Source organism: Paraburkholderia graminis, from assembly GCF_003330785.1.
GTDB classification, from domain to species: domain Bacteria; phylum Pseudomonadota; class Gammaproteobacteria; order Burkholderiales; family Burkholderiaceae; genus Paraburkholderia; species Paraburkholderia graminis.
In genome coordinates, this window is record NZ_CP024934.1 from 244,366 (window position 1) to 256,670 (window position 12,305).

Below are 12,305 nucleotides of genomic sequence, written 5' to 3' on the forward strand. Positions count from 1 at the left end.
AACGCAGCGGGGCAAGTCTAAGAGCCCAATCGCTGCTTCGCTATCGGACGAATCTCAAACGCGTAGCTCGTTTGCATCTGCCAGGCATTCCTTACATTATCCTGTCCCGCTTATTCCGGGATTCATTGCATCAAGTCCGCGCGCTGCGCGCCGTAAAACGAACTGAACGCTGCCGAGCGCTGCGTCCCGAACCTGCCTTCTCGCTCATGACGAGTCGTTGGCATGTTCCGGCCGTGACGCGGCAGCGAGCATTTTTGTTGTGACTTGTGAAGGATAGGCCAATGAAGTGGTTCGACCGCATGACCGTGTTCAGGAAACTGCTGCTGGCATTCGCCGTGGTGATTGCGTTTTGCGTGGTGATCGGCGGCACCTCGCTGAAGACGCTGTCGTCGATGCATGACATCACGGATGCCATCTGCGATAAATATATGGACGGCCTTTACTGGCTCGAAGAAGCGAACCGCCACAAGATCGATTCGGATCTCGCCGCCGCGAACCTCGGCTATGTGAGCGGCGACGCCGGCCGGCAGAAGCTCAAGGACAGCATCGTGGCGTCGCTCAAGCGAATGCACGAGGGCTACGACAATTATCGCGCGACGATCGTCACCGCCCAGGGCCGCCAGATGTTCGACGACGTGCTGCAGAAGTCCGCGGTCTGGGAAGGCATCGTGCAGCAGCAGATCGGCCTTGCGCCGATCCCGGCCGGCGTCGACAACGACGAACTGGTGCGCCGCGCCATCGCGTCGAGTGAGGCATTGCGCGACCGCATCACGGCGCTGATCGACTATCGCCGTCAGCAAGGCAACGACGCGCAGGCCGAAGCCGCCGCCAATTATCAGCGCATGCGCATGGCGATGCTCGTGCTGGTGCTGGGCGCGATCGTCGCGGGCGGCGTACTGGCCGCGATCATCGCGCGGCGCCTCGCGCGTCAGTTGGGCGGCGAACCGGATTACGCGATGGACATCGCGAACCGCATCGCCGACGGCGACCTCAGCGTGCGCGTCGAAACCCGTCCCGGCGACACGCAGAGCATGCTCTTCGCACTGCGCAACATGCGCGAGCGGCTCTCGGGCATCGTTGCAGGCATCAGCGAATCGAGCGAATCGATCCTCACTGCATCGGGCGAAATCGCGCAGGGCAACACCGACCTGTCGCAACGCACCGAAGAGCAGGCCGCGGCCTTGCAGGAAACCGCGTCGAGCATGCAGCAACTGACGTCGACGGTGAAGCAGAACGCCGGCAACGCGCAGCAGGCGGGCGGCGTTGCCCACGGCGCTTCGGAAGTGGCGGCGCGCGGCAGCCATCTCGTCGGCGATGTGGTCGAAACGATGCGCGAACTCGCGGCCGGCTCGAAGCGCATGACCGACATCATCGCGGTGATCGAAGGCATCGCGTTCCAGACCAACATTCTTGCGCTGAACGCCGCGGTCGAGGCCGCGCGCGCCGGCGAGCAGGGACGCGGCTTCGCGGTCGTCGCGGGCGAAGTGCGCTCGCTCGCGCAGCGCAGCGCGGTGTCGGCGAAAGAGATCAAGGAACTGATCGAAAACTCGACTGCGCGCGTGGACAGCGGCGCGGAACTCGCGGAGCGGGCCGGCCAGACGATGGCCGAAGTGACTCAGGCGATCAGTCGCGTCACGGACTTGATGAACGAGATTTCCGCGGCGTCGCAGGAACAAAGCACAGGCATCGAAGGCGTGAATCGCGCGGTCGCGCAAATGGACGACGTGACCCAGCAGAATGCCGCGCTCGTCGAGCAAGCCGCGGCCGCGGCGTCGTCGATGGCGGATCAGGCGAGGCAGTTGCAGGCGGCGGTGACGGTGTTCTCGCTCGAGCCGAAGCACGCGTGACGAACGTCGCGTCATCGCGCGCGTCGCGTTTGTGCCTGGCCGCGCGCGATATTGTCCGCGCTTGCCACCTCCAATCGCACTCCGTACACTCGCGCGTAATTCCCGCACGGCGCTATTTTTGCGCGCCGTCGTCCACGAAAAACGCCGAATAGAGGAGAACCCCCGCGATGGCCGATTCCTATTTTCCCCGCTGGCGCGCGCAGCCAGATGCCGTCGAGGGGCGCATCGTCGGTACTGACGAACGCCTTGCCTGGCCGCAGATGTTCGCGATGGGCATTCAGCACGTCGTCGCGATGTTCGGCTCGACCGTGCTCGCGCCCTTGCTGATGGGCTTCGATCCCAACCTCTGCATCTTCATGTCGGGCATCGGCACGCTGCTGTTCTTCGTGCTGGTCGGCGGCCGCGTGCCGAGTTATCTCGGCTCGAGCTTCGCGTTCATCGGTCTCGTGATCGCGGTCACCGGCTACGGCGGCCACGGGCCGAACATGAACGTTCCGGTCGCGCTGGGCGGCATCATCGCGTGCGGCGTGGTGTATGCGGTCATCGGCCTGATCGTGTCGGCGGTCGGCACGCGCTGGATCGAAACGCTGATGCCGCCAGTCGTGACCGGCGCGATTGTCTGCGTGATCGGTTTGAATCTCGCGCCGATTGCCGTGCGCGGCGTGAGCGGCAGCAACTTCGATTCGTGGATGGCGCTCGTCACCGTGCTGTGCGTCGGCGCGGTCGCGGTGTTTGGCCGCGGCATGCTGCAACGCCTGCTGATTCTCGTCGGCCTGCTGATGGCCTACGTGATCTACGCAATCGTGACGAACGGCCTCGGCATGGGCAAGCCAGTCGACTTCTCGATCGTTGCGAACGCTGCGTGGTTCGGCATGCCGCATTTCACGGCGCCCGTGTTCAACATGCAGGCCATGACGCTGCTCGCGCCGATCGCGGTGATCCTCGTCGCCGAAAACCTCGGGCATATCAAGGCGGTTAGCGCGATGACCGGACAGAACCTCGACCGCTATATCGGCCGCGCTTTTCTCGGCGATGGACTCGCGACCGTCGTTTCCGGTTTTGCCGGCGGTACGGGTGTGACCACCTACGCGGAAAATATCGGCGTGATGGCCGTGACCAAAATCTATTCGACGCTGGTGTTCGTGATCGCCGCGTTGATCGCGCTCGTGCTCGGTTTTTCGCCGAAGTTTGGCGCGGTGATCCAGACCATTCCGGGCCCTGTGCTCGGCGGCGTTTCGATTGTCGTGTTCGGTCTGATCGCTGTGACCGGCGCGCGCATCTGGGTCGTCAACAAGGTCGACTTCTCGGATAACCGCAATCTGATCGTGGCCGCGGTCACGCTCGTGCTCGGCGCCGGCGACTTCTCGCTGAAGCTCGGCGGCTTTGGTCTTGGCGGCATCGGCACGGCGACGTTCGGCGCAATCATTCTTTACGCGCTTCTCAGACGGAAGCCGGCGCAAGGGCCGGTGGCCTGAGCGTTTTCAGGAGACGACGTTACTTCCAGCGCGCGGTCAGCGCCGTCTCCGACAAATCCACTTCGTGCATGAGCTTGTTGAACGTCTCGTCGTTGATCGTCTGATTGCTGCGCAAGCTGAGCAATACCTGGCGCTCGGCACGCATTGCCGAGAGCTTCATGCGAAATTCCAATGCGTCCGCGCGCCGCGCCATGTCGCGCGGTTCCTGATCTCCGGCGAGTGCCGTCAGCCTGCGGCGATAAATGTCCATGACGCGCGCGGTCACGTCGGCGGCATAGGCCGAGGCCGATTCATCGAGATTCGCGCACTCCTTGTCATGCAGATCGTCGACGGCGCGGATCGCCGCTTGCGCCGCCATCGTGCGCGCAAGCGCTTCTTCCGCGGCGTGCGGGTCCTTGCCGCGGCGCCATCCGCGCAGGAGCAACGGCAACGCAATCACGCCGACGACGAGAGACACGAGAATCACACCCGACGCGATAAAGATCGCGAGGTCGCGCCCAGGCAACGCTGCGCCGCCAGGCAATGTCTCGGGCAACGACAACACGCCGGCAAGCGTCACCGCCCCGCGCACGCCGGCAACTGTCGTAACCGCCACGGTGCGCAGCCCCGGCACCGCGTTCACGAGGCCATGCCGCGCTGCGCCGCGGCTCGAGAACCAGCGCAGCAGCCACACCCACGTAAAGCGCAACGCATACAGCGCGACAGCGACGACCGCGATGTAGCCGATCAGGCGTCCCACTTGCGCGTCGCTCGTCTGATGCGCGTCGAGCAATGCGCGGCCGAGAATGTGCGGGAACTGCAGCCCCAGCAGAATGAACACCATGCCGTTGAAGACGAACTCGATCATCATCCACGTATTGTTTGCGCGCAGGCGCGACGAGACCGATCCCGACGTGGCGAGCGTCGTGTAGTTCATCATCATGCCGGCGGCGACCGCCGCGAGAATGCCTGAGAGCTCGAAACGTTCGGCGATCAGGTAGGCGGCGAACGGAATCAGCAGCGTCATCACGACGCCGGGCGCCGGGTCGCCTTCTTCCGTCAGATTGAGAAAGCGCACGGACACGAAGCTGAACAGCCAGCTCACCGCCGCGCCCGTCGCGAGACCGCCGACGGCGATGATCACGAAACTGATCGACGCATCGCGCAATGAAAACACGCCGGTCAACGCAGCGGCGATCGCGAACTTGAGCGCGACGAGGCCGGACGCGTCGTTCATCAACGCTTCGCCTTCGAGAATATGCATCAGCCTGCCCGGCACCTTGCCTTTGCCGGCGATACCCGAGAGCGCGACGGCATCGGTCGGCGAGAGGACCGCGGCGAGTGCGAACGCGACCGGCAGCGGCATCGACGGCACCAGCGCGTGCACGAAGTAGCCGATGGCCAGCACCGTCATGAACACGAGGCCGAGCGCGAGCATCAGGATCGAGCGGCGCGCCATGAAAAATTCGCGCTTCGGGATGCGCCATCCGTCGGCGAACAGCAGCGGCGGAATGAACAGCATCATGAAGATTTCAGGGTCGAACGTGACATGCAGCCCGAGCTTCGGCCATGCGAGCATCGCGCCCATCGCGATCTGCACGAGCGGCAACGGCAAGGGCAGCAAGCGGGTCACGACACCGGAGGCGGCCACGGCAAGCAGAAGAATCAATACGGTGAAGACGATATCCATCGGTACAGGGCATAAAAAGACAACGGGGATTATCCGACGGATCGGCGCATCGGAGCCAGGGCGCGCACACGCACGTCCATCGCACCTTAACGGTGCGCGCTCGCCCTCTGGTGGCGCACGCGCCATACCGTCGGTGCAATCTTTCACGCGAGTTACATCGCTATGTGCGCAAGCGTGCGCATGGAGCTTGCTTAAGCCATATCGATGACGCACATTTTGGAGCAATGGCGCCGTGGGTTGTTCGCATCCGCGTTCTGACCGGCCCGGCTCTCGCGTGAGAGGATTGCATGACGATTGCGCAACAGGAAAGAACGGCCGCCGCGCCTCATGGCTTCGACGTCGAAGTGACATCGGGCCTCGAACGATTTTCGGTGCAGCACGGCGAGCTGACGCTCACGAGCGTGTTTCAACCCATCTTCAGTCTGTCGCACATGCGGGCTGTCGGCTATGAAGGGCTATTGCGCGCGCACGATATGCTCGACCGGCCGGTGTCGCCGCTCGACGTGTTCGGCGAGGCGGCGCGCGTCGGCGACGTGTTGCAACTCGACCGGCTCGCGCAGACGCTGCATCTGGAAAACTTCAAGGTGCTCGGCGCCGAACGCGAGTGGCTTTTTCTCAACGTGCATCCCGGCGCGTTGACCGATCCGTATCTGTCCGCTGCATTGCTGGCCACGCTCAAGCGCCTCGATTTGCCGCCGCGGCGCATCGTGCTCGAGGTGCTCGAGCAGCGCGCGGAAGACCTCGAGCGTCTCGCGGATGCCGTGCGTCAATTCCGCGAGCGCGGCTTTCTGATCGCACTCGACGACTTCGGCGCGGGACACTCGAACGTCGAGCGCATCTGGCAACTCAACCCGGACATCGTGAAGCTCGACCGCATCATGCTGTCGCACGCCGCGCATCGCGCCGACATGGCGACGATCCTGCCGGGCCTCGTCGCGCTGTTGCACGAAGCGGGCAAGCTCGTGCTGATCGAAGGCGTGGAAACCGAGCACGAAGCGCAGATGGCGCTCGCCTGCAACGCCGACTTCGTGCAAGGCTTTTTCTTTGGACGCCCGAATCCTGGCGCGGCCGACGCGACGCATGCGGCCAGTTGCATCGGCGAACTCACCGAGCGTTATCGCGACCAGACTGAAGCGGGCGAGCGCCGCAATGCGACTCGCCTCGCGCCGTATCTGCGCGCCTTCGAACGCGCGGCCGAGCGGCTTGCGGCCGGCGAGCCGCTGGAAGAAGTGTGCTGGAATTTTCTCGCGCTCGATCACGCCGCGCGCTGCTTTCTGCTCGACGCGAAAGGGCGGCAAGCGGGCCGCAACGTCGTGCTGCGCGCCGACCGCGCGGCGCATGAAACGCGCTTCTTGCCGCTCGCCGACGCACAAGGTGCGAACTGGCTGCGTCGTCCGTACTTTCGCGATGCGATCAATGCACCTGAGCGCGTGCATGTCACGCGTCCGTATCTGTCGATCAACGAGGCGTTGCCGTGCGTGACGTTGTCGGTGGCCACGCAGGTTGGCGGACAAATCTGCGTGCTGTGCGGAGATATCGACTGGGTGGACGAAGAGCGCTTCTGACATCATGTCGTTTTCAACGACACCCGGTTGCGCTCATGTCCGTTCTGCTCGAAGTCATTGCCACTACCGTTGCCGACGCGCGGCTCGCCGCGCAGGCGGGCGCTGACCGTCTCGAACTCGTCACCGCGATGGGCGAGGGCGGGCTCACGCCGAGCATCGGTCTGATCGAAGCCGTGGTGAACGCGGTCTCCATTCCCGTCAACGTGATCGTGCGTCCTCACAGCCGCTCGTTTGTCTACGACGCCGACGATCATGCGCTGATGCTGCATGACGTGCGCGCCGTGAAAGCGGCGGGCGCGAACGGCGTGGTGATCGGCATGTTGAACGTTGACGGCGAGATCGATCGCGAACAACTGGCGCGCGCAATCGACGCCGCCGATGGCCTTGCCGTCACCTTCCATCGCGCGTTCGATGAAGTGCGCGATCAGCGAAAAGCGCTGGACGTGCTGCTCGGTTTCGATGCGGTGACGAACGTGCTGACGTCAGGCGCACAGCCTTCCGTACTGAATGCCGAGGCGACGATTCGCGCGCTTGTGCGCCAGGCGGCGGGATCGCATTGCACGGTGCTCGCGGGCGCGGGTCTGACAGTCGATGCAGTCGCCGGCTTCGTGAGCCGGACGCAAGTGCAAGCGGTGCACTTCGGCTCTGGTGTGCGTGTGGGCGGCAACGGACTTGCGCCGATCGACATCGACAAAGTTGCGCGAGTCAGGGCATTGCTGAACGCATAAAAAAGCCGCTTCATGTCGACACATGAAGCGGCTTCATCGTTTGCGCAGCAGCAAGCGTTGCGCCGGTTTCTACAACGCGTACTACTTCCCGACCACAACCGGAATGCCGCGCAACTGCCCCGCGCCTTTAACATCCTCCAGCGATTTCTTCACCGACGCTCCCGTCGCCGCTTCAATCTGCAAGCGCGCCGCGAGTTCACGTTCGCCACGCTTCACGCCTGCGAGATTCGCGACCTTCACATGACCATAACCGCGCACGCGAGCATGCAGATCGGCGAGCTTCGCGACGTCTTCGAGATTGCCTGCGTCGAGCTTGGCAAGCGCGCGCTGTAACGTGGTTTCGTAGTCGTCGGCGAGTTCGCGTTCCATCTTGCGTTCGAGCGTGCGGCCAAACGGATCGAGCATCGTGCCGCGCAGTCCACGCACTTTTGCGAGTACGCCGAGAACCGGCCACATCCATTGACCGAAGGTTTTCTTCGTCGGATGCGCGCCGTCATGCGGGCGCGTGAGCGTCGGCGGCGCGAGATTGAACTTGATGCCGAAGTCCTTGCCCGCGACGCCTTCGAATTGCGCTTCGAGTGCTTCGCGGAACGCGGCGTCGGTGTGCAGGCGCGCGACTTCGTATTCGTCCTTCACCGCGAGCAAGCGATAAAACGTCGTAGCCACTGCACGCGTCACGCGTTCGCTGCTTGCATCTACCGCATGTTCGGCGCGACGCGCGGCGTCGACCAGCGCGCGATAACGCGTCACGTAGCTCGCGCCGCCATAAGTCTGCAGACGGCCTTCGCGATGCGCGATCAGTTCATCGAGCGTATCGACGCGCACCGTTTGCTTCGCGGCATGCCGCGCCTGCCACAGCGATTCGAGCGCGGCGGGATCGTCGGCGGCAAGACGGCCGATCGAAAACGCGAGTTGATTCATCTGCACCGCGACGTTGTTCAACTCAATCGCACGCATCAACGCGCCGAACGACACGGGCACGAGGCCGAGTTGCCACGCGAAGCCGAGCATCAGAATGTTCGCGCCGATCGTGTCGCCGAGAAAACGTGTGGCGAGCGCCTGCGCGTCGCAGGCGGACATGCGTTCGGCTCCGGCCGCATGACGCATCTTGTCGATCAGCGCGTCGGCGTGCAGCGTCGCGTCCGGGTTCGTGACGAAGGTCGCGTTTGGAATTGCATGCGTGTTGACGACGATGCGCGTGCGCCCATGACGTACCGTTTGCAATGCGTCGGCGCTTGCGCCCACCACCATGTCGCAGGCGAGCAGCACGTCGGCCTGCTGCGTGTCGATGCGCACCTGGTTCAGCCATTCGTCGCGCGCCGCGAAACGCACGAACGACAATACGGAGCCGCCCTTTTGCGCGAAGCCCATGAAGTCGAGGACCGACGCGCTCTTGCCTTCCAGATGCGCAGCCATGCTGATCAATGCGCCGACCGTCACGACGCCCGTACCGCCGACGCCCGTCACGAGAATGTCGTACGGCGCGGCATCGAGCTGCGTGGCGGGCAGCCGCAATGCGTTCACGCGTTCGGTCAGCGCTTGCGGATCGAACGCGACGCCCGCGGCTTTCTTCAGCTTGCCGCCTTCCACGGTCACGAAGCTCGGACAGAAGCCGTTCACGCACGAATAATCTTTATTACACGACGATTGATCGATGCGGCGCTTGCGTCCCAACGCGGTTTCAACGGGCTCCACCGACAAACAGTTCGACTGCACGCCGCAATCGCCGCAACCCTCGCACACTTCCTCGTTGATAAAGAGCCGCTTGTCCGGATCGGGGAATTCGCCTTTTTTCCGGCGACGCCGTTTTTCGGCGGCGCAGGTCTGGTCGTAGATCAGCACGGTCACGCCGTCGGTGTCGCGCAGTTCGCGTTGCACGGCATCCATTTCGCTGCGGTGATGGAACGTCGTGCCCTTCGGGAAAAGATCATGATGGCCGTCGTATTTTTCGGGCTCGTCGCTGACCACGACGAAGCGCGATACGCCTTCGGCTTCCACCTGACGCGCGATCTGCGGCACGGAAATGCTGCCGTCGACCGGCTGGCCGCCCGTCATCGCGACCGCGTCGTTATAGAGAATCTTGTACGTGATCGTGGCCTTCGCCGCGACGGCCTGGCGGATCGCGAGAATGCCCGAATGAAAGTACGTGCCGTCGCCGAGATTCTGGAACACGTGGCGCGTTTTCGTGAACATCGAATGCGATGCCCAGTCCACGCCTTCGCCGCCCATCTGAATGAGACCGGTGGTGTCGCGCTCCATCCACGAAGCCATGAAGTGACAGCCGATGCCCGCCTGCGCAATCGAACCTTCAGGCACTTTCGTCGATGTATTGTGCGGGCAGCCCGAGCAGAAATACGGCGTGCGCTTCACGCTGTCGGCGGCGTTCGAAAGAATTTGCGGCGCGACGAGATCGACCACGCGCTCGCGGCGATCAAGCGCGGGCTTGTGCTTCGCGAGCCAGTTCGCGAACACCGGCAGAATGCGCGAAGGCCGTAATTCACCGAGCGACGACAGCAGCATGCTGCCGTCTTCCGCATGCTTGCCGATCACGGCCGGCCGCGCGCCTTGCGTGCGGTTGTACAGATAGTCTTTGATCTGCTGCTCGATGACCGGGCCTTTCTCCTCGATCACGAGCACTTCGGAAAGACCGTCGACGAACGTATCGATGCGCGCCATTTCCAGCGGAAACGACAAGCCGACCTTGTAGATGCGCACGCCGGCCGCGTCCAGATCGGCGACGGTCAGATCGAGGCGGCGCAACGTCTCCATCAGGTCGAGATGCGCCTTGCCGCACGTGACGATGCCAACGTTCGCATGCGGACTCGGCGCGATCCATTTGTCGATGCTGTTGGTCCTGGCGAAATGGCGCACCGCGTCGAGTTTCGCGTGCATCCGCGATTCGATGGTGAGGCTCGGCAAGTCGGGCCAGCGGTTATGCAGGCCGCCTGCCGGCACTTCGAAATCGTGCGGGACGGTCCAGTCGGTTCGCAGCGCATCGAGATCGACGGTCGAGCCCGATTCGACGGTTTCGGAGATCGCCTTGTAGCCGACCCACGCGCCCGAGAAGCGCGACAGCGCCCAGCCGTACAGCCCGAACTCGAGCATGTCGGCGATGTTCGACGGATTCACGACCGGCATGTGCCACGCCATCATCGCGAAATCGCTTTGATGCGGCATCGACGACGACACGCAGCCGTGATCGTCGCCAGCCACGACCAGCACGCCGCCATGCGGCGACGAGCCGTACGCGTTGCCGTGCTTGAGCGCGTCGCCCGCGCGGTCGACGCCTGGGCCCTTGCCGTACCACATCGCGAACACGCCTTCGACCGTGCGTTCCGGGTCCGCTTCCACGCGCTGCGTGCCGAGCACGGCGGTGCCGCCGAGTTCTTCGTTGATCGCGGGCAGAAAGCGCACGTCGCTCGCTTCGAGCAGTTTCTTCGCCTTCCACAATTGCTGATCGACCATGCCGAGCGGCGAGCCGCGATAGCCGCTGATGAAGCCCGCGGTGTTCATGCCGCACGCCTTGTCGAGCGCGCGCTGCATCAACGCGAGGCGCACGAGCGCCTGCGTGCCGGTCAGAAAGATGCGGCCGCGGGTCGCGGTGAGATTGTCGGACAGCTTGTAGTCGGCGAGAGCGGGCGTGCCGTCGATGGGCAGGCGAGCGGTCATGGGTGAGTCTCCGTAATTTTGCATTCGCGCGCGCGATGGGGACCGGTGGGAACCACGAAGCCCGCGCAGCGAAAGAGACTCTATTTTTTAGCGCCAATCAGAGTGGATTTTTTCTACTTTCCGCGCATGCACGCGAATGCGCGCGAAGAGCGCCGCGTTTTGACGCGGTTTTGAGATGGATATGCCACGCGAAGGATGGCTTCGGGTATGCCCTGGGTGCTTCGCCGGGTTATATCGGGCGATTGTCGCCCGCGCTTCGCGTGTTGCTGCTTTGGCCGTTTATCGCCGCTTACGGCCGCACGCTTGCCGCGACAGGCGCTTCGTCGAGCGGCACGATCTCGTCGAAATGCGAGTAGTCGATATGGCTCACGCCGTCCTGCTCGCTCATGATGTCGACGAAACGGTGATGCCAGAAGATCTCGTCGCACGACCACATATGGCGCGCCTGCATGGTTTGCGACGTCGATTCGTCGACGCCTTCGAGCGTCAGCAGCAGCGAGGTGTCGCGCGCCTTCAACGTTTCGGCGGTTTCGCCAAACAGCGGACTCTCTTCGTCGATCACATGCATCAGACTCCAGCCGAGCTTGAACACCGGATGTTGATCGCGCACGAGCGTCAGGTCATGAAGCCGCCGCAATGTGTAGCCTTCGGCCGTGGTTTCACGCCGCAGAATGCGCAGCCGCGCATGCGCTTCGGCGATCACGTTCTGACGTCCGTTGGCCGAGCGCACGATCAGCGTCATGTGGCCGTCGAGCGGCCGGATGACCGCGTAGCGCGCGAACATGATCTTCGCGTGCGGGCGAGAGAAGCGCGCGAATATCAGCCCCGTTGCCAACGCAATGCTCGACATGCCGACGAAGATTTCGAGCGTGGCGATCCAGTGCGCGTAGACCGTTTGCGGATGCATGTCGCCATAACCGACGGTGGCGAGCGTTTCGACACTGAAGAAAAACGCGCCGCCGAAGCCCGTTGGATACAGGTTGGCAATCGGTGCGTCGCCGAGCATGTAGAGCGCGGCGAAGCTCGTGTTGAGCAGCATGAACAGCACCGCGAGCGAGACGAAAAACGTCGGCCAGCGAACCGTTAGCGCGCGGTGATAGAGATCCTGCCAGAACCGCATCGGCATGCCGTGCGCGACGACCACCTGATCCTCGATACGCAGTTCGCGGCTGCCGCGCAAGCGGCGTTTTCGCGCGCGCTCTTCAGCGTCGCCGATGCCGGGAAAACGGTCGGTCGGTTCGGTAGCCATCGCGTGCTCGAGGAATGAAAACGGCGCAAGCGTAGCACGGCGCCTGGCTCGCCGAACGCGGCTTGCGAGTGCGAAGCGCGGCGCGCCCGAAAGCCGCACGCCG

General features: G+C 63.7%; 7 protein-coding genes. 4 read left to right on the forward strand and 3 right to left on the reverse strand.

Annotated features, from left to right (window positions below):
• Positions 1 to 281: 281 nt before the first annotated feature.
• Entirely contained in the window at positions 282 to 1,847 is a 1,566-nt protein-coding gene (locus tag CUJ91_RS01085; RefSeq protein WP_114155712.1) for a methyl-accepting chemotaxis protein, read from the forward strand.
• 167 nt (positions 1,848 to 2,014) lie between these two features.
• The gene (locus CUJ91_RS01090; RefSeq protein ID WP_029969535.1) at positions 2,015 to 3,322 is read left to right on the forward strand and encodes a solute carrier family 23 protein; all 1,308 of its coding nucleotides are present in this window, start codon (positions 2,015 to 2,017) and stop codon (positions 3,320 to 3,322) included.
• A gap of 19 nt (positions 3,323 to 3,341) precedes the next feature.
• Here the strand turns inward: CUJ91_RS01090 and CUJ91_RS01095 are convergent, their stop codons facing one another.
• A complete protein-coding gene (locus tag CUJ91_RS01095) occupies positions 3,342 to 4,991 on the reverse strand; it encodes a Na+/H+ antiporter (RefSeq protein ID WP_006048192.1) in 1,650 nt (549 codons plus the stop codon).
• A 287-nt stretch (positions 4,992 to 5,278) separates the two neighbouring features.
• Here CUJ91_RS01095 and CUJ91_RS01100 point away from each other — a divergent pair, with 287 nt between their 5' ends.
• On the forward strand, positions 5,279 to 6,556 hold the full coding sequence (locus CUJ91_RS01100) for a sensor domain-containing phosphodiesterase (protein WP_006048190.1): 1,278 nt from the start codon (positions 5,279 to 5,281) through the stop codon (positions 6,554 to 6,556).
• Between the two features lie 35 nt (positions 6,557 to 6,591).
• On the forward strand, positions 6,592 to 7,284 hold the full coding sequence (locus tag CUJ91_RS01105; RefSeq protein WP_029969539.1) for a copper homeostasis protein CutC: 693 nt from the start codon (positions 6,592 to 6,594) through the stop codon (positions 7,282 to 7,284).
• Positions 7,285 to 7,365: 81 nt separating this feature from the next.
• On the opposite strand, the gene CUJ91_RS01110 is transcribed toward CUJ91_RS01105, so the two are convergent.
• Positions 7,366 to 10,953: an indolepyruvate ferredoxin oxidoreductase family protein gene (locus CUJ91_RS01110; protein ID WP_114155713.1), complete on the reverse strand. Its 3,588-nt coding sequence runs from the start codon at positions 10,951 to 10,953 to the stop codon at positions 7,366 to 7,368.
• Between the two features lie 289 nt (positions 10,954 to 11,242).
• Positions 11,243 to 12,202, reverse strand: a complete 960-nt coding sequence (locus CUJ91_RS01115) for an ion channel (protein ID WP_006048187.1) — start codon at positions 12,200 to 12,202, stop codon at positions 11,243 to 11,245.
• Positions 12,203 to 12,305: the final 103 nt, after the last annotated feature.